This window comes from Bradyrhizobium lablabi (genome assembly GCF_018129385.1).
In the GTDB taxonomy this organism is placed as follows: Bacteria; Pseudomonadota; Alphaproteobacteria; order Rhizobiales; family Xanthobacteraceae; genus Bradyrhizobium; species Bradyrhizobium lablabi_C.
Map to the genome: position 1 here is coordinate 14,696 of NZ_JAFCLN010000033.1, position 24,325 is coordinate 39,020.

21 protein-coding genes are annotated in these 24,325 nt (G+C 64.3%); 11 read left to right on the top strand and 10 right to left on the bottom strand.

Translation table 11 applies throughout. The features are described from left to right. Nucleotides 1-34: 34 nt before the first annotated feature. From JQ628_RS33280 to JQ628_RS33295, 4 genes are all read right to left on the bottom strand, one after another. On the bottom strand, nt 35-970 hold the full coding sequence (locus tag JQ628_RS33280) for an SMP-30/gluconolactonase/LRE family protein (RefSeq protein WP_212230608.1): 936 nt from the start codon (nt 968-970) through the stop codon (nt 35-37). 419 nt (nt 971-1,389) lie between these two features. After that, nucleotides 1,390-2,304 carry an SDR family NAD(P)-dependent oxidoreductase gene (locus JQ628_RS33285; RefSeq protein ID WP_212230567.1) on the bottom strand — a complete coding sequence of 305 codons (915 nt, stop codon included), beginning with the start codon at nt 2,302-2,304 and terminating at the stop codon, nt 1,390-1,392. Nucleotides 2,305-2,446: 142 nt separating this feature from the next. Beyond that, a complete protein-coding gene (locus JQ628_RS33290; protein WP_212230569.1) occupies nt 2,447-3,586 on the bottom strand; it encodes a thiolase C-terminal domain-containing protein in 1,140 nt (379 codons plus the stop codon). 4 nt (nt 3,587-3,590) lie between these two features. Beyond that, nucleotides 3,591-4,004 carry a Zn-ribbon domain-containing OB-fold protein gene (locus JQ628_RS33295; protein ID WP_057863339.1) on the bottom strand — a complete coding sequence of 138 codons (414 nt, stop codon included), beginning with the start codon at nt 4,002-4,004 and terminating at the stop codon, nt 3,591-3,593. 191 nt (nt 4,005-4,195) lie between these two features. Between JQ628_RS33295 and JQ628_RS33300 the strand changes: the two genes are divergently transcribed. The 4 genes from JQ628_RS33300 to alkB all read left to right on the top strand — a co-directional run bounded on the left by JQ628_RS33300 (nt 4,196) and on the right by alkB (nt 7,776). Beyond that, nucleotides 4,196-5,542, top strand: a complete 1,347-nt coding sequence (locus JQ628_RS33300; protein ID WP_212230577.1) for an amidase — start codon at nt 4,196-4,198, stop codon at nt 5,540-5,542. Beyond that, nucleotides 5,535-6,221 carry a DUF2848 domain-containing protein gene (locus JQ628_RS33305; protein ID WP_212230579.1) on the top strand — a complete coding sequence of 229 codons (687 nt, stop codon included), beginning with the start codon at nt 5,535-5,537 and terminating at the stop codon, nt 6,219-6,221. Before JQ628_RS33300 ends, JQ628_RS33305 begins: the two co-directional genes overlap by 8 nt. A gap of 150 nt (nt 6,222-6,371) precedes the next feature. Beyond that, the gene (locus tag JQ628_RS33310; RefSeq protein WP_212230581.1) at nt 6,372-7,109 is read left to right on the top strand and encodes a 2OG-Fe(II) oxygenase; all 738 of its coding nucleotides are present in this window, start codon (nt 6,372-6,374) and stop codon (nt 7,107-7,109) included. Nucleotides 7,110-7,122: 13 nt separating this feature from the next. Next, entirely contained in the window at nt 7,123-7,776 is a 654-nt protein-coding gene (gene alkB / locus JQ628_RS33315; RefSeq protein ID WP_212230583.1) for a DNA oxidative demethylase AlkB, read from the top strand. A 1-nt stretch (nt 7,777) separates the two neighbouring features. Here the strand turns inward: alkB and JQ628_RS33320 are convergent, their stop codons facing one another. From JQ628_RS33320 to hpaH, 5 genes are all read right to left on the bottom strand, one after another. Beyond that, on the bottom strand, nt 7,778-9,406 hold the full coding sequence (locus tag JQ628_RS33320; RefSeq protein WP_212230585.1) for a thiamine pyrophosphate-dependent enzyme: 1,629 nt from the start codon (nt 9,404-9,406) through the stop codon (nt 7,778-7,780). 19 nt (nt 9,407-9,425) lie between these two features. Next, nucleotides 9,426-10,292, bottom strand: a complete 867-nt coding sequence (locus JQ628_RS33325; protein WP_212230586.1) for a fumarylacetoacetate hydrolase family protein — start codon at nt 10,290-10,292, stop codon at nt 9,426-9,428. Nucleotides 10,293-10,299: 7 nt separating this feature from the next. Continuing rightward, nucleotides 10,300-11,283, bottom strand: a complete 984-nt coding sequence (gene hpaD / locus JQ628_RS33330; protein WP_212230587.1) for a 3,4-dihydroxyphenylacetate 2,3-dioxygenase — start codon at nt 11,281-11,283, stop codon at nt 10,300-10,302. 84 nt (nt 11,284-11,367) lie between these two features. Continuing rightward, a complete protein-coding gene (locus JQ628_RS33335; RefSeq protein WP_212230588.1) occupies nt 11,368-11,766 on the bottom strand; it encodes a 5-carboxymethyl-2-hydroxymuconate Delta-isomerase in 399 nt (132 codons plus the stop codon). A 28-nt stretch (nt 11,767-11,794) separates the two neighbouring features. Further along, nucleotides 11,795-12,601: a 2-oxo-hept-4-ene-1,7-dioate hydratase gene (gene hpaH, locus JQ628_RS33340; protein WP_212230589.1), complete on the bottom strand. Its 807-nt coding sequence runs from the start codon at nt 12,599-12,601 to the stop codon at nt 11,795-11,797. Nucleotides 12,602-12,771: 170 nt separating this feature from the next. Here hpaH and hpaR point away from each other — a divergent pair, with 170 nt between their 5' ends. From hpaR to JQ628_RS33375, 7 genes are all read left to right on the top strand, one after another. Then, nucleotides 12,772-13,236 carry a homoprotocatechuate degradation operon regulator HpaR gene (gene hpaR, locus JQ628_RS33345; protein WP_212230590.1) on the top strand — a complete coding sequence of 155 codons (465 nt, stop codon included), beginning with the start codon at nt 12,772-12,774 and terminating at the stop codon, nt 13,234-13,236. A gap of 198 nt (nt 13,237-13,434) precedes the next feature. Continuing rightward, the gene (locus JQ628_RS33350) at nt 13,435-14,523 is read left to right on the top strand and encodes a malate/lactate/ureidoglycolate dehydrogenase (RefSeq protein ID WP_212230591.1); all 1,089 of its coding nucleotides are present in this window, start codon (nt 13,435-13,437) and stop codon (nt 14,521-14,523) included. 113 nt (nt 14,524-14,636) lie between these two features. Continuing rightward, nucleotides 14,637-15,416 carry an HpcH/HpaI aldolase family protein gene (locus JQ628_RS33355; RefSeq protein WP_212230595.1) on the top strand — a complete coding sequence of 260 codons (780 nt, stop codon included), beginning with the start codon at nt 14,637-14,639 and terminating at the stop codon, nt 15,414-15,416. 156 nt (nt 15,417-15,572) lie between these two features. Further along, complete coding sequence (locus tag JQ628_RS33360; RefSeq protein ID WP_212230596.1) at nt 15,573-17,096, top strand: UxaA family hydrolase; 1,524 nt, start codon at nt 15,573-15,575, stop codon at nt 17,094-17,096. 219 nt (nt 17,097-17,315) lie between these two features. Beyond that, complete coding sequence (locus JQ628_RS33365; RefSeq protein ID WP_212230599.1) at nt 17,316-20,585, top strand: DUF2126 domain-containing protein; 3,270 nt, start codon at nt 17,316-17,318, stop codon at nt 20,583-20,585. A 24-nt stretch (nt 20,586-20,609) separates the two neighbouring features. Then, the gene (locus JQ628_RS33370; protein WP_212230601.1) at nt 20,610-23,126 is read left to right on the top strand and encodes a circularly permuted type 2 ATP-grasp protein; all 2,517 of its coding nucleotides are present in this window, start codon (nt 20,610-20,612) and stop codon (nt 23,124-23,126) included. Then, entirely contained in the window at nt 23,123-24,001 is an 879-nt protein-coding gene (locus JQ628_RS33375) for a transglutaminase family protein (protein ID WP_212230606.1), read from the top strand. The genes JQ628_RS33370 and JQ628_RS33375 overlap by 4 nt, the downstream gene beginning before the upstream one ends. A 26-nt stretch (nt 24,002-24,027) precedes the next feature. On the opposite strand, the gene JQ628_RS33380 is transcribed toward JQ628_RS33375, so the two are convergent. Further along, a partial coding sequence (locus JQ628_RS33380) for a hypothetical protein (RefSeq protein ID WP_212230607.1) occupies nt 24,028-24,325 on the bottom strand: 298 nt, incomplete at its 5' end.

A 24,325-nucleotide genomic window follows, 5' to 3' on the forward strand; every position in this document is an offset into this window, starting at 1 on the left:
CAGAGGTTAGGTCACTGACGACGCCAGAAGCCGCTCACGGCTTCAGGGCGCCCTGCGCACTGGTATAGACAGCATAGAGCGATGACGAGCCGCAGATATACAATCTGTTGCGCTGCTGACCGCCGAAGCACAGATTGGCGACCGTTTCCGGGATGTGAATCTTGCCCAGCAGGTCGCCGTCAGGCGTGTAGCAACGCACGCCGTCCTCATTCGGATCGCCCCAGCCTACCGAACACCACAGACGCCCGGCGGTGTCGCAGCGCAAGCCGTCAGTGATGCTGGGCTTGGGCATATCCGCAAAGACCTTGCTGTTCGAAAGTTTGCCGGCCGCATGGTCCACGTCGAACACGCGAATATGCGACGGGTTGTCCGGTCCGTCCGTGAAGCCGGTGTCGCAAACATAAAGCTTCTTCTCGTCGGGCGAGAAGCAGAGCCCGTTCGGCTCCACGAAGTCGTCGACGACCATCTTGATGTCGCCGGATTTCGGATCGACCCGGTAGACGTTGTGCTTTTCCTGCTCGGGCTCGGCCTTGATGCCCTCGTAATAGCCGCCGATACCGTAGATCGGATCGCAGAACCAGATCGCACCGTCGGCAGCGACGACCGCATCGTTCGGCGCGTTGAGCTTCTTGCCGTTGTACTTGTCGGCGATGATGGTGATCGAGCCGTCGAGCTCGGTCCGGGTGACCCGCCGGCCGGAATGTTCGCAGGTGATGAGGCGCCCCTCGCGATCGATGGTGTTGCCGTTCGAGTTCATCGACGGCTGGCGATAGACGCTGAGGTGACCGTCATCCTCCGAAAAGCGCATGATGCGGTTGTTGGGGATGTCGGAGAACAGCACATAGCGCCCTGCCGGGAAGTAGACCGGACCCTCGGCCCAGCGGAAGCCCGTTGCGACGCGCTCGACCGCCATGGTGCCGGCGAAGGCCGGAAAACCGGTCGGCCCGAACGAGACCTTGGGCTTCTTCATCGACTCGAGCCGTGCATCTGGATATCGCGCCCCCGGAAGCGGGCCCAGCGGCAAAGGGGTCTGAAGGGTAGGCGCACCCGTTTGGCCCAATGGCGCAACGCTCGCGGCAGAAGCCGTCTTCATCGTCACGGCCGAAGCGGCGATCGCGGCTGCGCCCGTCAGCATCTTGCGGCGGTTGAAGCCGCCGCCTTCCTGTTTAGGATCGGGAAAGGTCAGTGGGGTTGTCATGATTTCCTCCCGTGATTTTTTTGTAGGGAGGATAATCGTGTGCCCGCATTCCGGCATAAAGCGGGCAAGTTGCGACGAACAACCTGAGATGGCGCACGTCACGACAGGTGAGCGAGCGGAGCGCGCTGCGTTGCACGCAGATAAAAAGGTGGGCGCGTGCCCGGCGCCCACCTTACGCTTACACTCTGTGCTTAGACCGGATCCCAGGTAAAAATGTCGGCGGAACGGTCGAGCTTGTAGAACGATCCCTTCAGCGCCGGCATGCCGTGCTCGGCGATGCTCTGCGGCGTCCAGCCTTCGCTGCGCTGCACCGAGCGGATCGGGCGGTTCTGGCCGAACAGGAAAATCTCGTTCATGCGCACGCCGAAGATTTGCCCGGTCACATCCTTGGCGGCGTCGCCGAGCAGATAGCCGCAGAGCGGCGCGATCTTCTCCGGCCCCATCTGCTTGATTTTCTCCACGCGCGCCTTCTCGGCCTCGGTCTCGGTCGGGATGGTGCCGATCATGCGGGTCCAGGCGAACGGCGAGACACAGTTGGAGCGGACGTTGAAGCGGCCCATGTCGAGCGCAATGGACTTCGACAGGCCGACGATGCCGAGTTTTGCGGCGGCATAGTTGGCCTGGCCGAAATTGCCGATCAGGCCAGAGGTCGAGGTGAAGTGCACGAAGGAGCCGCTCTCCTGCTCGCGGAACAGCCGCGCTGCCGCGTGGCTGACATAGAACGAGCCCATCAGGTGAACCTTGATGACGGCCTCGAACGCTTCCACGCTCATCTTGTGAAAAATCATGTCGCGCAAAATGCCGGCATTGTTGACGACGCCGTCGAGCCGGCCGAAGTGATCGGTCGCCGTCTTGACGATCTTGCTGGCGGGAATGGCTTCCGCCACCGACTCGAAATTCGGTACCGCCGTGCCGCCGCGCTTCTTGATTTCCTCACACACTTCCTCGGCGGGCGCCGCGCTCGAGCCGGCGCCGTCGGCCGCGCCGCCGGGATCGTTGACCACGACTTTTGCGCCCTCGGCAGCGCAGAGCAGCGCGATCTCGCGGCCAATGCCGCGGCCCGCGCCGGTGACGATGATGACTTTGTCCTGAAGTGATTTGGCCATTGCTCTCTATCCTGTCATTTGCAGCCGCCGCGAACTTCAACTCGTCATGCGCGGGCTTGACCCGCGCATCCATCTCTCTTCAGAAGAGGATGGATTGCCGGGTCAAGCCCGGCAATGACGCATTGTGTTACGCTCCAGCCAGTTACTTCTCGTTCGTAAAGATGATCGTGCCGCTCGCCGCGAACATGCCGCCGACGCCGTGGCACACCGAAATCTTCGCATCCTTCACCTGCGCCGGCGCGATGCCGCGCATCTGGCGCACGCTCTCCTGGAGCGCATACATGCCGTACATGCCGGAGTGCATATAGGACAGACCGCCGCCATTGGTGTTGAGCGGCAGTTTTCCGCCGGGGCGCGTGTTGCCGTCGGCGATGAACTTGCCGGTCTCCTCATACGGCATGAAGCCGAGATCGCCGAGGCCGTACAGCGGCAGATGCGCAAAGGCGTCGTAGATCATGAGATGATCGACGTCCTTGTGGGTAATGCCGGCTTCCTTGAAGGCGAGGGGGCCCGCGACCTTGAAGGCACGCGAGGAATCAAAGGTCTTCATCTGGCTGACCATCGGCGTTTCCACGCTCTCGCCGGTGCCGAGGATATAAACCGGCTTCTTCGGAAAGTCTTTTGCGCGGTCAGCCGAGGTCAGGATCAGCGCACCGCCGCCGTCGGTGACGAGGCAGCATTGCAGCAGGCGGAACGGATAGGCGATCATGCGCGAGTTGAGGACGTCGGCGACCGTGATTGGGTCCTTCATCGTCGCCCGCGGATTTTTTGCCGCCCATTCCCGCTGTACCACCGCGACCATGGCAAGCTGTTCATGGGTGATGCCGTGGGTCTTCATGAAGCGCAGCACCGGAATCGGAAACATGCTCGGCGGGCCGTAGACGCCGAACGGTGCTTCGAACTGGCCGTTGAGACTGTCCGGCGGCGTCGAGCGCGGCAATTTGCCGATCATCGATTTTCCGCTTTCGGCATGCGTGATCAGCACCGTCTTGCACAGGCCGGCCTCGATCGCCGCCGCCGCGTGGCGCACATGCAACATGAAGGAGCAGCCGCCGACCGAGGTGCCGTCGACCCAGGTCGGCGTGATGCCGAGATAATGCGCGACCTGCTGCGGCGTCTCGACCGCCGTGGCAAAGCCGTCGATGTCGGAAAGCTTTAATCCGGCATCTGCGATCGCATTCAGCGCCGCGTCCGCGTGCAGCTGGATCTGCGACATATTCGGGATGACGCCGAGCTCGGTGGTCTCTGCCGCACCGACGACGGCAACTGCGTTTCTGCGCATGTGCTTATCCCTTCGCCGGACGGAACAAGGGAAGGGTGATCTTGTCGTCGAGCTTCTCGAACGCGACTTCCAGCTTCATGTCGAGCTCGAGCGCCTCCGGCGTCTGCGGGCAATCGATGATGTTGCTCATCATGCGCGGGCCTTCATCCAGCTCGACCACCGCGATGGCGTAGGGCGGGGTGAAGCCGGGCGCGGCGGGACGGTGGTTGATGACGTAGCTGTAGAGCTTGCCTTTGCCGCTCGCCTTGAACACGCTGACCTTGCGCGAGGCGCAGGACGGGCAGAACGGGCGCGGCGGAAAGTAGACATTGGCGCAGGCGTCGCAGCGCTGGAGGCGCAATTCGCCGGCTTGCGTGCCATCCCAAAAATGCTGGGTTTCCGGCGTCGGCTTCGGTTTTGCGCGCGCGGGCTCCGCCATACGGAAAATCCTCCCCGAAAGTTCAGTGCTTGTTGCGGTCTTGATGCGCTATCGACCATTCGCCGTCAACGCCGCGAAGGCCGCCGCATAGCCGCATTCCCGGGGAGCCGGAGCGACTTGTATGCCAGCGCGCCGCCGCGCTAGGGTGCGCCGCCTTTGCAAGGCGCGACCAGCCACAAAACGGGACAGATATGCCGAACAAGACGCTAGCCGCTTTGGCCGACGAACTCGCTGATGGCCGTACCAGCGCGAGAAAACTGGTCGAGGAATGCCTCGCCAAAATTGCCGACCCCGCAGGCGAGGGCCAGCGTGCCTTCATTCACGTCGACAAGGACACAGCACTCGGCGCTGCCGATGCAATGGATGCCTTGCGCAAGGCGAATGCGGCGCCATCGCCCTTTGCCGGCATCCCGGTGTCAATCAAGGATCTGTTTGACATCAAGGGGCAGGTGACGCGCGCCGGCTCGCGCGCGCTGGACGATTCCGCAGCCGCAGAGGCCGATGCGCCGGTGGTAGCGCGGTTGCGGCGGGCCGGCTTTGTCGTGATCGGCCGCACCAACATGACCGAATTCGCTTATTCCGGCATCGGCATCAATCCGCATTACGGCACGCCGAAAGGTGCCTGGAATCGCAGCGCAGGGCACGTGCCGGGCGGCTCGTCGTCGGGTGCCGGCGTATCGATCGCCGACGGCATGGCCTATGGCGCGCTCGGCACCGACACCGGCGGCTCCTGCCGGATTCCTGCGGCCTATAACGGCATCGTCGGCTACAAGCCGACGCAGCGCCGCGTGCCGCTTGACGGCGGCGTGCCGCTGTCCTCCTCGCTCGACAGTTTTGGCCCGCTGGCGAATTCGGCCGCCTGCTGCGCCATCCTCGATGCCGTGCTCGCCGATGAGCCGGTCGCGCCGCTGCGCCCGCGTCCGATCAAGGGCATACGGCTGGCGGTGCCGACCACGGTCGCGCTCGACGATCTCGATGACGCGGTGGCAAAGACCTTTGAGCGGACGCTTTCGGCGTTGTCGAAGGCCGGCGCGCTGATCGAGCGCGTCGAGGTGCCGGAATTTCTCGATGTCGGCGTCATGAACGCCAAGGGCGGTTTTGCCGCGGCGGAAAGCTTTGCCTGGCATCGCTTCCTGATCACCAGCAAGGGCGACGTCTACGATCCCCGGGTAGCGACCCGCATCATGCGCGGCGAGGCCATCACCGCTGCCGATTATATCGACCTGCTCAACGCGCGGCGTTCGCTGATCGCGCGCATTGCGCTGCGGCTTGCGCCCTATGATGCGCTGGCGATGCCGACCACCGCCAACACGCCGCCGCGCATCGCCGATCTCGCCGACGACAAGGAGTTTACCCGGCAAAACCTGCGCAGCTTGCGCAACTGTACGCTGATCAACATGATCGACGGCTGCGCGATCTCGCTGCCCGCGCATCGCGAGGGCGAGGTGCCAGTCGGGTTCATGCTGGCCGCGACCGGCGGCGCCGATCGCCGCATCTTCGAGCTTGCCGCCGGCATGGAGGACACTATTCGTGTATGACCTGACTTTCACCGTGATGGACAACGGCGCGCCGACGCCGCTCACCATGTCGATCGACCAGGCCGTCATCGCCGGCTGGACCGGCCGCGATCCCGTGGCGCGCGACAAGCATATCGCCGAGCTCGAAGCCATCGGCATCGCGCGCCCGGCGACCACGCCGATCTATTACCGCTGCTCGGCGCGGCGACTCACCACGGCCGACGTCATCGAAGTCTGCGGCGGCGATTCCTCCGGTGAGGTGGAGTTCGTGCTGATCGGCTGGCAGGGCCGCACCTTCGTCGGCCTCGGCTCCGACCACACCGACCGCAAGGTCGAGAGCTACAGCGTCACCGTCTCCAAGCAGATGTGCGACAAACCGATGTCGCCGGTGCTGTGGGAGCTGGAAGACGTCATCGGCCATTGGGACCAACTGGTGCTGCGCTCCTGGGCGTGGATCGACGGCGCACGCGTGCTCTACCAGGAAGGCACACTGGACGCGATGCTGCCGGTAAAGGACCTGATCGAGCGCGGCTTCGACGCCTCGCGCCTGCCGGACGGCTGCGCCATGTTCGGCGGCACGTTTGCCGCCAAGGGCGGCATCCGCCCCGCCAGCCGGTTCGAATACGAACTGGAGGATCCCGTGCTGAAGCGCAAGCTCACCCACGCCTATGATGTGATCGTGCTGCCGCTGCGGGGCTAACAGCCCGCAACAGCCGTCATTGCGAGCGAAGCGAAGCAATCCACTTTTGCACTTGCGGAGCCATGGATTGCTTCGCTTCGCTCGCAATGACGCGGAGGGTATCCGGAAATCGGGTGGCGGGAACCGGCAGTGTCTGCGAGATTGCCGCCCATGAAAGCAACCGCTCGAAAAACTCAACCCTCCGACATCGCCGCCCGTGTCGACGCGATCGACTGGGCGCAGGCGACCAGCGATCTCGATGCACAAGGCTGCGCCGTGCTCAAGGGCATGCTGTCGCCGGATCAATGCCGCGCGCTCGCGGCGATGTATCCCGACGACGCCAACTTCCGCAGCCGCATCGTGATGGGCCGCCACGGGTTTGGCCGCGGCGAGTACAAGTATTTTTCCTATCCGTTGCCCGACCTGATCGCGGAGCTGCGGCCGGCGCTGTATGCACAGCTTCAAGGCATCGCCAATCGCTGGAACGAGACGATGGGGATCGACATCCGCTATCCGGCCTCGCACGAGGCGTTCCTGAAGCGTTGCCACGGTGCGGGGCAAACACGTCCGACGCCGCTGCTGCTGCAATATGAGGCCGGCGACTACAACTGCCTGCATCAGGACCTCTATGGCGAGCACGTGTTTCCGATCCAGGTCGCGATCCTGCTGTCGGAGCCGGAGCGCGATTTCACCGGCGGGGAATTCGTGCTGACCGAGCAGCGGCCGCGCATGCAGTCGCGGGCGGAGGTGGTTGCGCTCAAGCAGGGCGATGCGGTGGCCTTCGCCGTGCATCACCGGCCGGTGCAGGGGACGAAGGGATTTTATCGCGTTAATCTGCGCCATGGCGTCAGCCGGCTGCGTTCCGGACAGCGGCACACCGTCGGTGTAATCTTTCACGATGCGAAATAGGCAGCACGCTGCGTTGACCGCGGATTTGTTCGAAGGCGTCACCGATATCGGACCCTCGTGCGAAATGATGGCGGAGGGCGCTATATTGTTGCGCGGTTTCGCAAAACCCGTCGAGGACGCGTTGCTCGCGGCCTTGCGCGAGATCGTTGCGCAGGCGCCGTTTCGCCGCATGTTCACGCCGGGTGGCCATCAGATGTCGGTGGCGATGACCAATTGCGGTAATTTGGGCTGGGTCACCGATCGCAGCGGCTATCGCTATGACGGCATCGATCCCGAATCCGGAAAGGCCTGGCCCGCGATGCCGGCGCCGTTTCGCGAACTGGCGCAGCGCGCGGCGGAGGAGGGTGGCTTCCATGGCTATTCCCCCGATGCCTGCCTGATCAACCGCTATGAGCCGGGCGCAAAGATGTCGCTGCATCAGGACAAGGACGAAAAGGATTTCGCCGCGCCGATCGTCTCGGTCTCGCTCGGGCTGCCGGCCGTGTTCATGTTTGGCGGAGCCAAGCGCAGCGACAAGCCCAAACGCTACCGGATGGAGCATGGCGACGTCGTCGTCTGGGGCGGGCCGTCGCGGCTGTTCTTCCACGGCGTCGCCCCGCTCGCGGACGGCGAACACGCCGTGCTCGGCCGCCGGCGCATCAACCTGACCTTTCGCAGGGCGCGCTAGGTCAAGGCTTCGGCGGGTGAATGAACGCCCACGGGCTGACTTCGGAATCCGTCGGCACTTCCACCGCGATCACGTACGGCCCGCCGTCCGCCAAAGCCTTCTCCAGCGCCGGCCGGAATTGATCCGGCGACGCGACCCGCGCCGCGCCGGCGCCAAAGGACTCCGCCAGTTTCACAAAATCCGGATTGACCAGATCGGAAGCCACCACGCGTCCGTCAAAGCGTTCGCGCTGATCGCGCCGTACATTGCCATAGGCGTTGTTGTTGAACACCAGCGTCACCACGCCGATGCGGAATTGCACGGCCGTCGAAAGCTCCTGCACGCCGAACATGAAGCCGCCGTCGCCTGATATGGCGACCACCGGCCGGTCCGGATGCGCGACCTTGGCGCCGAGCGCGGTCGGAAAGCCCGAGCCGAGCGTGCCTTGATAGCCCGACGTGATAAAGGTGCGCGGCTGGTAGACCGGAAAGCCGTACCATGAAGCAAAGCCGACCTGCGACAGCTCGTCGGTGACGATCGCATTGTCCGGCAGCACCTCGCGCAGGATTTTCAGGTAGGCCATCTGCGGCTGGATGCGCTGGATTTCTTCTTGCGCCGCGGCCGTCGCCTCGCGGATCGCGGCCCGGCGGCCGGATGTCTTGCTGTAGCCGGCCTTTCGCACGGCTGCGACCAATTCAGCGGTACCCGCTTTGGCGTCCGCGACGATCTGTGCATCGGAGACGAGGCGGCGCATCTCGACGGGGTCGATATCGATGCGAACCGACTTCAGGCCAGGCGGCTGATACGGCCAGCGGAATCCGGATGCCGGCAATTCCATGCGTGTGCCGATACCGATCATCAGATCGGTGGTCGGCCACAGTCTGTACGCCGCCGCCATCGTCAGCCCGAGTTCATGCGCGTTGGAGACGATGCCGCGGCCGCTGCGGAATGCGACCACCGGCGCGTCGATCATCTCGGCCAGTTCCAGGATTTCCTCGCCGGCATCGATCGCGCCGCTGCCGACGAAGATCATCGGCGCTTTGCTGGCGGCGATCAGCGCCGCAGCAGCCTTGATGCGATCGGGATCGGGCTGCGGCGCCGGGAAGCGATCATAGACCTGCGCCTTGCCGACCGCTGCGCGCTGCGTAAACACGTCCCACGGCATTTCCAGCGAGGCCGGCCCGCGACGGCCGGACCCCATCTCCTGGAAGGCGCGGCCGACAAGCGCCGGCGCGGCGTCGGGATATTCGATGCGGTCGGCCCATTTCACGAACGTGCGCAACGTGGCGAGCTGATCCGGCATCTCATGCAGATGGCCGCGGCCTTTGCCGAGGAAATTGGTCGGCACCTGTCCGGTCAAACACAACACCGGCTCGTTACAGCCGAATGCGGTGAGCAGCGCCGCACTCGCGTTCAGCACGCCGGGGCCGGGCACCACGCTGAACACACCGGGCCGTCCGCTGGCGCGCGCGTAGCCGAACGCCATGTAGCCGCAGGCTTGCTCGTGTCGCGCCCCGATCACCTTGAGCTGCGCCTGATGAAAGGCGTCGAACAGGCCGTAGATCTGCGCGCCGGGCAGCCCGAATACGGTGTCGACGCCATGCGCCACCAGCCCGTTGACGATGGCTTCGCCGCCGGAAGTCAGTCTCATGCTACGTTCCGTTTTCTCATCATGCCGCTTCGTCGACGACGCCGTTGCGCAGGATGCCGACGCCCTCGGCCTCGACCTCGATCACATCGCCCGGCCTCAGATAGCGCGGCGGATCGAACCGCGCACCGGCGCCGGTCGGCGTGCCCGTCACGATCACGTCACCGGGCACCAGCGTGGTGAAGGTCGAGATGTAGCTGAGGAGATAGCGGAAGCCGAAAATCAGCCGGCCGGTGCGGTCGTCCTGCCGTGTCTCGCCATTGACCCGCGTCGTCAGGCGAACATCCGCAATCTGCGCGTGATCGGTGTAAGGCACCAGCCAAGGGCCGAGGCTGCCGGTCGAGTCGAAATTCTTGCCTTGCGTCACGTTGAATTTGGCATGACGCACCCAGTCGCGCAGCGTGCCCTCGTTGCATAACGTGACGGCGGCGATGTGATCCAGTGCGGCATCTTCCTTGATATGCCGTCCGGCCTTGCCGATGATGATGACGAGCTCGCCCTCGTAGTCGAGCTGCTGCGAGGCGCGGGGGCGCACCAGCGGCGTGTTATGGCCGACAAAGGAGCGCGGCGTGCGCATGAACATGCTGGGATATTTCGGCGCGTCCTGACCGTCCTTGTACTCGGCATTGCGGTCAGGATAGTTCACGCCGATGCAGATGATCTTTTCCGGTGCGGGGATGGGCGTCAGCCAGTTGATGGCGTCCAGCCCGTGATCGGGCGAATGTCTCTCGCCTTCCTCCGCGAGCTTCATCAGCGCGCCGGCCTCGATCACTTCGCGTAGCGTTGGATACTCGAAGCGCGCCGAGAGATCGACGATACCTTTGTCGGTCACCGCGCCGTATTTGACGATGCCGTTGACGGAGTAGGTGGCAAGGCGATGCAAGGTCATGACGCCCTCAATCCGCTACCAGCACTTGCGCGACAAACGCCGGCTCGCGCACCTTCTGTCCGGTGAAGGGCGAGCCTTCCTCGAACCATGACTTCGGCGCCGGCGCGCCCCACAGCGTCTGCCGCCGGGGATCGCGCAGCGACCAGCGCAGCGGCTCGTGGTCGTGGTCCATGGTGAAATAGTCGCTGGTGTAGAGTTCCACCCGATGACCATCGGGGTCGCGGATATAGAGGAAGAAAGCGTTCGAGATGCCATGGCGGCCCGGACCGCGCTCGATATTCTTCAGAAAGCCGCTGGAAGCCATCACGTCGCAGAGATGCAGGATGTTCATCGCGGTCGGCACCCAATAGGCGATGTGGTGCAGGCGAGGGCCCTTGCCGTTGGTGATGGCGAAGTCGTGGACATTGCCCTTGCGATGCATCCAGGCCGCGGCGATGCGGCCGTTCGGCCCGTCCTCCTCGGCATATTCGGTAAGGCGGAACCCCAGCCGCGCGTAGAAGTCGACCGTGTCCTGCACTTCGGCCGCAAACACGTTGAAATGATCCAGCCGCTGCGGATGACAGCCCTTGTAGAGATCGTAGCGCCGCAAGAGGTGCGGCCGCTTGTCCATCGTGGCGTACAGCTCGATCTGATAGCCGAAGGGGTCGGTGAATTGCAGCGTGCGGCCCTGGAACGGCTGCTCGGTGAATGAATAGGCGATGCCGTTGGCGGAGAAGAAGGAAGCCGCCTTGTCGAGGTCGCCGTCATTGCCGACCTTGAAGCCGAGCCGGTTGCAGGCAGGCACCACCGCCTTGCGAAGCACCAGCGAGTGATGCTGATGCTCCTCGCTGCCGCGCAGGTAGACCGCCTTGTCGTCCTGATCCTCGACGTGCAGGCCGACCGTCTTCTCGTAGAACGCGCGGCTGGTCTCGAGATTGGTCACGTCGAGCACCGCGTGGCTACAGCGGATGATGTTGAACGGCGGATCGAACACGTGTGTCGGAACGGGCATTGTTTCCTCGGTTTTCTCTGTCATTCCGGGCTGCGCCGCAAGGCGCAGCTCCGAAATCCATAACCACGATCTTGAGTAAGGATCTTATCCATGGGCCGCTTCGACTTTCAGCACATCGTGGATGTTGTTGCGTTTCCAGCTCGTTTCCTTGTCGTTGATCTGCATGTCGAACGACAGCGCGAACTTGCTGCTCGCGAATACCGGATCGAGATAGGCCGACAGCGTCTTGAAGATATGCTCGCCCGCCTTCTTGCGGGTGGCGAGGTCGCGTCCTTCGCCGAGCCGCAGCACCATATCGAGAAACCCAAAATTCGGATTGCCGTTGGCGATCGCAAAATGCTCGCATCTGACCGCGCGGACGCGGATGCCGCCGAGCGGGAAGATGCCGGTTTCCACTGCCGCCTTGCGGACCAGTTCCACCACCGTGCCCATGTCGACGCGCTTATCGAGATTGGCGGAATATTCGATCGTGAAATGCGGCATGGCGGTTCACTCCGATTTTCTTGATGCTTCAGGCGAAGTAACAGCTCACTGAACCATAGGGTCCATAGTCGGCCTGGATCGTGTCACCTTTGCGGGTTTCGATCGGGCGGATGAACGATCCGGCGAGCACCACTTGCCCCGGTTCGAGCGCGAGTCCATTCGGCGCGATCTTGTTGGCGAGCCAGGCGACCGCGGTGGCGGGATGGTTGAGCACGCCGGCGGCAAGGCCGGTTTCTTCCAACTGGCCGTTGCGATAGCAGAGCGCGCCGATCCAGCGGAGATCCGCATCGAGGGGCCGGATCGGCCGGCCGCCGAGCACGATACCGGCATTCGCGGCATTGTCGGCGATGGTGTCGAAAATCTTTCGAGTCGATTTGGTCTCGGGGTCGACACGTTCGACACGCGTATCCAGAATCTCGAGCGCCGGCACGACAAAATCGGTCGCATTCAGCACGTCGAACATCGTGCAGTTCGGGCCTGAAAGCCGTGTCTTCATCACGAAGGCAAGTTCGGCCTCGACGCGCGTGGCGATGAAGCGCTCGGTCGGCACCAGGCCGCCATCGGCAAAGAACATGTCGTCGAGCAGAATGCCGGAGTCCGGTTCGTCGATATTGAGCGCACTCTGCATCGCCTTCGAGGTCAGCCCGATCTTGTGGCCCTTGACGATGCGGCCCGCCGCGACCTTCATTTCGATCCAGGCCTTCTGGATGGCGTAGGAATCCGCGATGGTGATGCCAGGATGCTCCAGCGATATCTGCCGGATCTGGGTGCGGGTTTTTTCCGCATGATCGAGCCGTTCGGCGGCGCGGCGGATATCGTCTTTGGAAAGGGCCATGGGAACGTCTAAGAAAGGGGATGCCTGGAGATGATTAACATGTTAAATGTATTTGGGCAAACTGAATTGCTGCTTGTTGCAGCGCAAACGTGAAGCGCATGGCGTCGAAGAAATCGCCCGAAGGTTCCAGCTCGAATGTGTTGAACGCGCCAGCGGCCAGGCGTGTGCCGATGCGCGAGTTTTCCCGCTCGCTGCCGATGTCGCTGCTCCGTGCTCGCGAGGCCGTGATGCGGCAATTCCGTCCAGCATTGCGGCAGCACGGGCTGACCGAGCAGCAATGGCGGATCCTTCGTGCGCTGACGTCGGTGGAGAGCATTGAAGTCACTGAACTGGCGCGCGTCGCGTTCCTGCTGGGCCCGAGCCTGTCGCGTATCCTGCGCGATCTCGAGGCGCGCGACTTGATCGAACGCAAGGCCGCGAAGGCCGATCTGCGCCGCGCCATGGTGTCGATCTCTGCCAAGGGCATGAGATTGATCGAAGCCGTCGCCCCGAGCTCCGAAATGATCTACGCCGAAATCACAAAGCGTTACGGCGCGCGAAAACTGGCCGAGTTGCAGGAGATGCTGGGCGCGCTGGAAAGCAGCCTTGCCGGGTTGGAGGCCGCTGATAACGGTGACGCCGGACCGGACGAGTAAGCAAAATTTGCATGATGCTACCGGCGCGATGCATAGCGGCCGGGAATGATTGCAATCATCGGCCGATCGATCGCCCGTGGCCATGGACACAGACGCGATTTTTCGCTCAAAGTGCCGGCCAAGCCGGTCATCAAAACCGGTACAGGAGCAGGGGTCGCTATAGCGTCTCCGACACAAGGACAGGGCTAAACTCCAGACATGGTCACGATACAAGTCGACAGGCTGATCGATTTCGTCTCCGAGGTTTTCACCCATTCGGAATCTACGCCCGAGGAAGCACGGCGCATCGCCAGCTATCTCACAACAGCCAATCTCACCGGCCATGACAGCCACGGCGTCATCCGCGTGCCCGTCTATATCAGGTGGAAGAAGATGGGCTCGGTGGTGCCGAACCAGACCGCCGAAGTCGTCGTCGACACGCCCTCGCTCGCCGTCGTCGACGGCAAGTTCGGCTACGGACAAACCGTGACGCCGCAGGCGGTGAAACTCGGCATCGAGAAGTGCAAGAAGGCAGGGCTGTCGTCGGTCGCGCTGCGCAACGCCGGACATATCGGCCGCGTCGGCGATTGGGCGGAGATGGCCGCCGCCGAAGGGTTGGTGTCGGTTCATTTCGTCAACGCCGCCGGCTCGCTGCTGGTCGCGCCCTATGGCGGCGTCGAGAAACGCCTTTCGACCGCGCCCTATTGCGTCGGCATTCCGCGCAAGGGGCAGGACCCGATCGTGCTGGATTTCGCGACCTCGGTCGTTGCCGAAGGCAAGGTGCTGGTCGCAAGCCGCGGCGGCAAGAAGTTGCCGAAGGGCGCGCTGGTCGATTCCGACGGTACGTTGAGCGAGGAGCCGAGCGTACTCTACGGCCCGTACACGCCGGACGGTCCGCGCGACCACACCAAGGGCACCGGTGCGATCCGCGCCTTCGGCGAGCACAAGGGTTCTGGCTTGGCCTTCATCTGCGAACTGCTCGGCGGCGCGCTCACCGGCACCGGCGCAACATCGGGCGACCGCCGTTTCGCCAACGGCATGCTGTCCTTCTACATCGATCCCAACGTGGTCGACACCAGCAACTTCTTCGACGGCGAGATAACGCGCTACACCGACTTCATCCGCGCCACCAAGCCGATCGCTGGCGTCGACAGCGTGCTGATTCCCGGCGATCAAGAGCGCAAGACGCGCGCTGATCGGACGAAGAACGGCGTGCCGCTGCCGGACGACACGTGGGCCGCGATCGTCAATACCGCGCGCGAAGTCGGCGTCAGCGAAGTCAGCATTCAGCGGGCGACTTCATCATGATTTCCGTCATTGCGAGGAGCGAAGCGACGAAGCAATCCAGAGTCCTTGCTCGGCTCTGGATTGCTTCGCTTCGCTCGCAATGACGGCGAGCAGAATTCAATAGGAGAAACAAAGTGGCTAAAAACAACGTCAAGAATGTATGGGCCTCCGGCAAGGCGGTGGTGAACGCGTGGCTCGCGATCCCCTCCGGCTTCTCCGCCGAGGTGATCGCGCAATGCGGCTTCGACAGTGTCACCGTCGACATGCAGCACGGCGTACAGGATTATCTTTCGATGGTGCAATGTTTTCAGGCCATGAACGGCCACCCCGTCACGCCGATGGTGCGCGTGCCCTGGAACGAGCCCGGCATCATCGGCAAGGTGCTCGACGGTGGCGCCTATGGCGTGATCTGCCCGATGATCAATACGCCGCAGGAAGCAAAGAATCTGGTCTCCTACGCAAAGTATCCGCCGAAGGGCACGCGCTCGAACGGTCCGATCCGCTCGGGCATGTACGGCTCGGCCGGCACCTATCAGCAGACCGCCAATGACGAGATTGTGCTGCTGCCGATGATGGAAACCAAGACCGCGATCGAGAACATGGAAGCGATCCTGGATGTCGAAGGCATCGACGGCGTTTATATCGGCCCGTCCGACCTCGGCTTCTCCTATGGCCTCGTGCCGAAACTCGATCGCGACGAGCCGGAGATCCTCAAGATCTATGAGAAGATCATCAAGGAGTGCGGCAAGCGCGGCCTCAATCCCGGCATCCACTGCTCGGGCGCAGAGGGCGCCGTGCGCGCCATCAACATGGGCTTCAAGCTCGTGACGCTCTCGAACGAGAGCGGCTTGATGATGACCTATGCCAAGATGCAGGTGAACCAGACCCGCAAGGACTCCGGCGGGAAGGCCTGATCCCGTGTCCCGGACGCGGTGCAGCGCGCAAGCGGTGCACCGCAGAGCCGGGACCCATCTCGGCGCAGTGGAACATGGGCCCCGGATCAGCAGCGCACCGCTTGCGCGCTGCGCGGCATCCGGGGCACGATAGCTCTGAGTATGAAGGAGACTCCCATGGCCCCGGCACCCGTGATCCGCCTGCATCCCGACGATGGCGTGCTGATCGCGCGCTCGAGCTTGCCGCCGGGCATGGTGGTGGCCGAAGGGGTCACGACGGTCGAACGCATACCGGCGGGGCACAAGGTCGCGATCAGGCCGATCGCGGTCGGCGAGCCGGTGCGGCGCTACGGCCAGATCATCGGCTTTGCCACTGCGCCGATCGCGCCGGGCCAGCATGTGCACACCCAAAACTGCGGCATGGGCGATTTCGCCAAGGATTACGCTTACGGCGTCGACGTGAAGGCGATGCCGAATTTCGATCTGCCCGCGACCTTCGACGGCATCCGCCGGCCCGACGGCCGCGTCGCGACCCGCAATTATATCGGCATCCTCACCTCGGTGAATTGCAGCGCGCATGTCGCTGGCCTGGTTGCGGATGTCTTCAGGAAGAATCCGTTCACCGGCGACAATCCGCTGGCCGACTTTCCCAATGTGGACGGGGTTGTGGCGCTGACGCACAAGACCGGCTGCGGCATGACGCAGGATGAGCCGCTGGCGCTGCTTCGGCGCACGCTCGGCGGTTTTGCGCGCCATGCGAATTTTTCTGCCGTCGTCGTGCTGGGCCTCGGCTGCGAGGTCAACCAGATCGGCGGGCTGATGGAGGAGCAAAAGCTCGCCGGCCGCCTGCGCGCGATGGATATCCAGGAAGTCGGCGGCACTCGCAAGACGGTGGAGGCAGGCGTTGCCTTCGTGAGGGAGGCGCTGACCGACGCCAACAAGGTGAAGCGCGAACCGGTCCCTGCGAGCGAATTGACGGTGGCCCTTCAGTGCGGCGGTTCCGACGGTTATTCCGGCGTGTCTGCCAATCCTGCGCTCGGTGCAGCGAGCGATCTGCTGGTGCGCCACGGCGGCACCGTGATCCTTTCGGAAACGCCCGAGACGTATGGTGCCGAGCATCTGCTCACCCGCCGTGCCGTCAGCCGCGAGGTCGGCGAGAAGCTGGTCGGCCTGATGCGCTGGTGGGAGGAATACACGCAGCGCGAAGGCGCGGAGATGAACGCCAATCCGAGCCCCGGCAACAAGGCCGGCGGCCTCACCACCATTTTGGAAAAATCGCTGGGCGCGATGGCGAAGGCCGGCAGCACCAATCTCGTTGACGTCCTCAACTATGCCGAGCCGGTGACCAAAAGGGGCTTCGTGTTCATGGATACGCCCGGCTACGACCCGGTGGCGGCGACCGGGCAGGTGGCCGGCGGCGCCAATCTGGTCTGCTTCACCACCGGCCGCGGCAGCGTGTTCGGCTGCAAGCCGGCGCCATCCATCAAGCTTGCGACCAACACGCCGATGTTCAAGCGGATGGAAGACGACATGGACGTCAATTGCGGCACCATCCTCGACGGCGAGGAGAGCGTGCAGGAATGCGGCCAGCGCATCTTCGAACTGATGCTGGAGACCGCTTCGGGCAGGCCGACCAAGAGCGAAGCGTTCGATTTCGGCGGCGCGGAGTTCGCGCCGTGGGTGCTTGGCGCCACGATGTAGACCGTCGTCCCGGCGAACGCCGGGACCCATACGCCGCGGCCTTTCCGAACTGCTCCGCGGCCAGTTGCCTTCGTTACATCTGATATCGGTGGTTATGGGTCCCGGCGTGCGCCGGGACGACGATGGAATAGTTCCTAGGCACCTCGTGCCCGTTGTTAGTGCTTGATCGGGGCCATCAGCGGTGTTCTGCTTAAAAAAGCCGCTGGAGTTGTTCATCCCGTGTCGATCTACGTCGCACTGCATCACGTCACGCACTACAGATACGACCGACCGATCGACCTCGGCCCTCAGACCATCCGCCTGCGCCCTGCGCCGCATACGCGCACGCCGATCCTGAGCTACTCGCTCAAGGTCACGCCCACCAATCACTTCGTGAACTGGCAGCAGGATCCGCAAGGCAACTGGCTGGCGCGCTTCGTCTTCCCGGAGAAGGCGAGCGAATTGAAGATCGAGGTCGACTTCACCGCGCAGATGACGGTGGTCAATCCGTTCGACTTCTTCGTCGAGCCTTACGCCTATAGTTTTCCGTTTGCCTATACCAACGACCTCAAGACGGAGCTTGCGCCCTATCTGGCGACGACCGAACAGGGGCCGCTGTTCAGCGCTTACCTGAACGACATTCCGCGCGAGGCCGACAGCACCGTCAATTTTCTCGTCGATCTCAATGCGAAGCTTCAGAAGCGGATCGGTTACGTCATCCGCATGGAGCCGGGCATTCAGACGCCGGAGGAGACGCTGGCCAAAGGCTCCGGATCGTGCCGTGACTCTGCATGGCTGCTGATCCAGATATTGCGCCATCTCGGGCTCGCTGCGCGTTTTGTCTCCGGCTACCTCATTCAGCTTCGTCCGGATGTCGATCCGGTCGAAGGGCCGCGCGAGGTGGAAAGCGATTTCACCGATCTGCACGCCTGGGCCGAAGTCTATCTGCCGGGCGCCGGATGGATCGGGTTCGACGTTACCTCGGGCATGCTGACGGGCGAGGGGCACATCCCGGTCGCGGCCACGCCGCATTACCGCTCGGCAGCGCCGATCTCCGGCAGCGCCGGCGCTGCCAATGTCGAGTTCGGTTTCGAGATGAGCGTCAGACGCGTTCGCGAGGCGCCGCGGATCACAAGGCCGTTCTCCGATGAATCCTGGGCGCGGCTCGACCAGCTCGGCGAGCAGGTCGATGCCGATCTCAAGACGCACGATGTGCGACTGACGATGGGCGGCGAGCCGACGTTCGTGTCGGTCGATGACCTCGAAGCGCCGGAGTGGAACATCGCCGCCGTCGGTCCGACCAAGCGCGCGCTTGCGGACGATCTCATCCGCAAGCTGCGCACGCGCTTTGCCCCGGGCGGGTTGCTGCATTACGGGCAAGGCAAGTGGTATCCGGGCGAGAGCCTGCCGCGCTGGGCGTTCGGGCTGTACTGGCGCAAGGACGGCGTGCCGATCTGGAAAAATTCCGACCTGATCGCGAAGATCGAGAATCCGAACAAGGCCGCGGTCAAGGACGCGAGGCAACTGGCCGAGGGCACGGCGAAGCGGCTCGGGCTGGGCCAGGATTATGTGCTGCCGGCCTATGAAGATCCCGCGCACTGGCTTCAGAAGGAGGCGGCGCTGCCGGCCAATGTCGATCCGACCGACTCGAAACTCAGCGATCCCGAGGAGCGCTCGCGGATGGCCCGGGTGTTCGATCGGGGGCTGAACGAGCCCAAGGGCTTTGTGCTGCCGATTCAGCGCTGGAACACGATTGCCAGCGCGCATCCCGGCCGCTGGCGCAGCGAGCACTGGAAGCTTCGCCGCAGCAATCTGTTTCTGTCGCCGGGCGATTCGCCGATGGGGCTGCGGCTGCCGATCGGTTCGCTCGAATACGTGCCGCCGGAGGACTATCCCTACATCGTCGAGCGCGATCCGATGGATCCGCGCGGTGACCTGCCGGACTTCGACAAGGGCGTCCTCACCGAGGAGGAGAAGGAGAAGCGCAAGCCGCCGCCGGTTCGCACGGCGATGGCGATCGAAATTCGGGACGGTGTGCTGTGCGCCTTCATGCCGCCGGTCGAGCGGGTGGAGGACTATCTCGAACTGATCGCGGCGCTCGAGGCGAGCGCCGAAGAGCTGCGGATGCAGGTGCATGTCGAAGGCTATGCGCCGCCGTTCGATCCGCGCATCGAGGTCATCAAGGTGACGCCCGATCCCGGCGTGATCGAGATCAACGTGCAGCCGGCGCAAAGCTGGCGCGAGGCGGTCGATATTACGCTCGGCCTTTACGAGGACGCTGCCAGGACGCGGCTCGGCGCCAACCGCTTTTTGATCGACGGCCGTCACACCGGCACCGGCGGCGGCAATCATGTCGTGGTCGGCGGCAGCAAGCCGGAGGATTCGCCGTTCCTGCGCCGGCCCGATCTGCTCAGGAGTCTCGTACTGTATTGGCAGCGGCATCCGTCGCTGTCCTACCTGTTCTCCGGCATGTTCATCGGCCCGACCAGCCAGGCGCCGCGCATCGACGAGGCGCGGCATGATGGGCTCTATGAACTGGAGATCGCGCTGGCGCATGTGCCGCCGGCCGGCGTTGAGGCGCCGTTGTGGCTGGTGGATCGCCTGTTCCGGCATATCCTCGTCGACATAACGGGCAATACCCATCGCGCCGAGATCTGCATCGACAAGCTCTATTCGCCCGATGGCCCCACCGGCCGGCTCGGCCTCGTCGAATTCCGCGCGCTCGAAATGCCACCCGATCCCCGGATGTCGCTGGCGCAGCAGCTTCTGATCCGCGCGCTGATCGCGAAGCTGTGGCGCGAGCCGCAGCAGGGGAAATTCGTGCGCTGGGGTACCACGCTGCATGATCGCTTCATGCTGCCGCACTTCCTGTGGGAAGATTTTTTGGGCGTGCTCGCCGAGCTCAAGCAGTCCGGCTACGAATTTTCGCCGGAATGGTACACCGCCCAGCTCGAATTCCGTTTCCCCGTGTTCGGCCGCGTCCATCATGGCGGCGTGGGGCTGGAACTGCGGCAGGCGCTGGAGCCCTGGCATGTGCTGGGCGAGGAGGGCTCGGCGGGCGGCACGGTGCGCTATGTCGATTCGTCCGTGGAGCGGTTGCAGGTCAAGGCGGAGGGTTTTGTCGAAGGCAGGCACATCGTTACCTGCAACGGCCGGCGGATGCCGATGACGCAGACAGGCCGCTCCGGCGAAGCGGTCGCCGGCGTCCGCTTCAAGGCCTGGCAGCCGGCCTCGGGCCTGCATCCGACCATTCCGGTCCACGCGCCACTGACCTTTGACCTGATCGACACCTGGAACGGCCGCTCGCTGGGCGGCTGCGTCTATCATGTCGCCCATCCCGGCGGGCGCAATTACGAGACCAAGCCCGTCAATTCCTACGAAGCCGAGGCGCGGCGGCTGGCGCGCTTCCAGGATCACGGCCACACTCCGGGAAAAATCGACCCGCCGCCGGAGGAACGAACAGCAGAGTTTCCGTTGACTCTCGACTTGCGGACGCCGCTCCGGCATTGAAGGAGGGGTGGTTGGGAGAGTCGGATGGCGGGACAGGCCGGCCAGGGCGACAGTCAGGACAGCAAGGCGCGGCCGGCCAACCGGCGGCTGGCGCAATGGACCCGCGACTACGTCCGTCTGCCCGGAATCCCCGACGAATTCATCGGCCCGGACGGCGCTCCCCGCGGGGTCTGGACCCGCTTCTTTGACGCCTTTGCGACGCTTGCCCCGCCCGAGATCGAGCGGCGGTTCGCCTCCGCCGACCGCCATCTGCGCGAGGCCGGCGTCACCTATCGCGCGCCGGGCGATACCGCCGACCGGCCCTGGTCGCTGAGCCATCTGCCGCTGATCATCGATGCCGCGGATTGGCGGCAACTCGCCGCCGGCATTGCCCAGCGCGCGCAGTTGCTCGAGATGGTCCTGCGCGACATCTACGGCGACGGAAGACTGGTCGCCGAAGGCGCAATTCCCGCCGCGGCGATTGCCGGCAGCAACGAATATCTGCGCGCGGTGTGCGGCATGAAGCCGCCGGGCGGGCGCTATCTCAGCGTCTATGCCGCCGATGTCGGCCGTGGACCGGACGGACGCTGGTGGGTGCTGAGCGACCGCACCCAGGCGCCATCGGGCGCGGGCTATGCGCTGGAGAATCGCCTGGTACTGTCGCGCGCGTTCACCTCGCTCTACAAGTCGATGAATGTCGAGCGCGTCGCGCCGTTCTTCGAAGCCTTTCGCGATGCCTTGCGCGCCAGCGCCGACCGCGACGAACCGCGCATCGGCTTGCTGACGCCGGGCAGCTTCAATGAGACCTATTTCGAGCACGCGACGCTCGCGCGCTATCTCGGCTTCATGCTGGTCGAGGGCGACGATCTCGCCGTGAGCGGCGACCGCATTCATATCCGCACCGTCGCGGGCCTGAAGCGGCTCGACGTGCTGCTGCGGCGCGTGGATTCCAATTCACTCGATCCGCTGGAGCTCGATGCCTCCTCGCATCTCGGCGTGCCCGGCTTGATCGACGTGCTGCGCAAGGGCGGCGTCGTGGTTGCCAACATGCCGGGCTCGGGCGTGCTGGAGGCGAGGGCGCTGCTCGGCTTCCTGCCTAGTCTGGCGCGGCGATTGCTCGGCGAAGACTTGAAGATGCCGCACATCGCAACCTGGTGGTGCGGCCAGAAGGCGGCGCGCGAGGAGGTGCTGTCGCGGCTCGACGAGGTCGCCATCGAAGGCGCCTATACGCGCGGCGTTCCCGGCTTTCCCAGCAACGGCCCGGTGCTGACGAGCGAATTGTCGACCGATGCGCGCGAGCGGCTCGCCAGCGCGATTTCCGAACGCGGCATCGATTTTGCCGGCCAGGAGCAGGTCAGGCTGTCGACCACGCCGGTGTGGGAAGACGGCCACATCGCGCCGCGCCCGTTCGTGCTCCGCGTGTTCGCAGCCGCTACGCCCGATGGGTGGACCATCATGCCCGGCGGCTTTGCCCGCATCGCCGAGCAGGCGGATGCGCGCGCGATCTCGATGGGCGATGGCGCGAAGGCGGCCGACGTGTGGGTCGTCTCCGACAAGGCCGTCTCGGCTTCGACGCTGCTGCCGGCGGTCGACACGGTGCGCATCCGCCGCATCGCCGGCGTGATGCCGAGCCGCGCCGCCGACAATCTGTTCTGGCTCGGCCGCTACCTCGAGCGCGCCGAGGCGACGCTGCGGCTGATCCGCGCGCTCGGAACGCAGGCGCGCGAGCCGGCAAAAAATTCTTCCGGGTTGCATGCCGCCGAGCGCATCCAGCGTTTGCTCGTGACCTGGGGCGCGGTCTCGCAGACGTCGCGGTCGCAATCCGCCAAGGTCGCCGCCGAGGCGTTGCAGAGTGAGGAGCGATTCGGATCGGCGCTCAGTTTGCTCCGTTCGGCGCTGCGGACTGCGTCTTCGCTGCGCGAGCGGCTGTCGCCCGACGCGTGGCAGGTCATCACCGAGATGGCGGAGAATCTTGCTTTCGACGTCGACGACGACGACGGCATCCTCACCTCCGCCGAGCTGACCCTGCGCGATCTGGCGAGCTTTGCGGGCCTTGCGCACGAGAACATGAACCGTGCCGCCGGCTGGCGCTTCCTCGACATGGGCCGCCGCGCCGAGCGCGCCATCAATACGGTGCGCTTCGCGCGCCAGTTCGCCTTTGACGAGGCCGGCGAGGACGACCTCGACGTACTGCTGACCTTGGTCGACTGCCAGATCACCTACCGCTCGCGCTACCTGGTGGCGCCCTTGCTGGAGCCGGTGCGCGATCTCGTCGTGCTCGATCCCTACAATCCTCGCTCGGTCGCCTTCCAGGTCGCGGCGCTGAACGAGCATATCGCGGCATTGCCGAGCCTGAAGGAGTACGGCCTGATCGAACGGCCGCAGCGGCTGGCAGTCGCGGCACAGGCCACGCTGACGACGGCCGAGGTATCCTCGCTGGAAGTGAAGACGCTGTTCGCGCTGGAGCAGGATCTGCTCAACCTTTCGGAGGCCATCGGCCTGCATTATTTCCCGCACGGGCCCAATGCCAGCCGGCCGGAAAAGCTGACAGGGCTCGCGTGATCTACGACGTCAGGCACGTCACCACCTATTCCTACGAGAGCCCGGTGAGCTTTGCGCGATGCTCGCTGCGGCTGGAGCCGAGGAGCGGCGATGGCCAGCAGCTCATCTCGCATAGCGTCGAGATCAGGCCGAAGCCTGCCGAGCGCACCGCGCGGCGCGATTTCTTCGGTACTCATACCGAGAGCGTGCTGATCGAGGCGGCGCATCGCACCTTGCGGATCGATTCGCGCTCGCGGGTTTCGGTCGATCGTCATGCGCTTGATCGTGCCGCGCCAAGCCCTTCGTGGGAGAGTATTCGCGATGTTGCGTTCGAGGCCACCAGCCTCGGGCCTGCGTCGCCGGTTGGTTACGTCTTTGCCAGCACGCTGATCCCGGTGCTGCGGCCTGTCACCGAATATGCCGCCACGAGCTTTCCGCACGCCGGCGGCATCGTTGCCGGTGCGGCCGACCTGATGCGGCGCATCCGCAGCGATTTCAGATACGATCCGAAGGCGACGGTGATCTCGACGCCGCTCAGGGAGGTTTTCGAGAAGCGCCACGGCGTCTGCCAGGATTTTGCGCATGTGATGATCGCGGGCTTGCGCGGGCTCGGGCTGCCGGCTGCCTATGTCAGCGGTTATCTGCGCACCATCCCGCCGGCGGGCAAGCCGCGGCTACAGGGCGCCGACGCGAGCCACGCCTGGGTCTCGGTGTGGTGCGGCGCCGAGCTCGGCTGGATCGGCTTCGATCCCACCAACGATCTCATGATCGCGAATGATCATATTGTGCTGGCGGTGGCACGCGATTTTTCCGACGTCTCGCCGGTGGACGGCATCATCGTGGGATCGCCGAAGCAGAAGCTGAGTGTGGCGGTGGATGTGATACCGGTGGAGTGAGCGGGCGAGGGCGCGCCGCCGCGATTTCAGATACGATTGTCAAACAGCTTCACCGCCGTCATCGCCCGGCTTGACCGGGCGATCCAGTACGCCGCAGCTTCTCGGTTCATCACTGCGGCCTCTGGAATACTGGATCGTCCGCCTTCGCGGACGATGACGAGTGAGTATGTGTTCGCGATCTCGCGATGCAATTCGCACCCGAGTCTTGCTTCGTCGTTGCTCCCCTCCGAAGAGAGGGCGCAGGGAATGCCGGGTGCGCGCTGCACCCGCGGTCTCGTGCGCCTGATGCGCAAGCACAAAAAGGTGCACACGAGCATACAGGTG